Here is a 580-nt window from a genome sequence, read left to right on the forward strand (position 1 = left end):
TTCACCCCGTGCCAGGTGCCGGTCTTGCGGCCGAGCTCGTCGTAGTCGGTGATCAGGGCGCGGGAGGTGCCGTCAAGTGTGCTGGTGACGGTCAGCGGCTGGTCGAGGTCGTTGTACGTAGTGGTGACGGTGCCCTTGTCGGGGTCGGTGGAGGTCGTCTTGCGGCCGCGCAGGTCGTAGCCGTACGTCCATACCGCACCGTCCGGGCCAGTCATCTTCTTGAGCTGGCCGCCAGGCGTGTAATCGTAGAGAGTGCGGGTGTAGTCGCTGCCGGTCGGGACGGGACCTCCGTACTCGCGGCGTTCGGTGAGTCGGCCGTGGGCGTCGACGATCGTCAGGGTGCCGGTGCCGCCCTCGGCGGCGGTGACGGCGGTGCGGTCGCCATGGTGGTCGGTCTTGGTGCGCCACTTCTCCTGGTCGTAGACCCGGAAGATGGATTCGGTGGCGCGACCGGCGGCGTCGAAGACTGTCTCGGTGGAGGCGGGGACGGAGCCGGGGTAGGTGTTGGCCAGGGTGCCCGAGGGTGCGTTGTTGTCGTGGACCTGGTCGTTGGTGATCTGGGCCAGTCCGCGGTCGTCGT

Annotated in this window: 1 pseudogene; it reads right to left on the reverse strand. The window is 68.1% G+C overall.

Features of this window, described 5'->3' with window-relative positions:
* Nucleotides 1–580: pseudogene (locus LPA54_RS35500) on the reverse strand (hypothetical protein); the annotation flags it as partial.

The sequence above is a fragment of the Streptomyces sp. DH12 genome, from assembly GCF_020873895.1.
Taxonomy (GTDB): Bacteria; Actinomycetota; Actinomycetes; order Streptomycetales; family Streptomycetaceae; genus Streptomyces.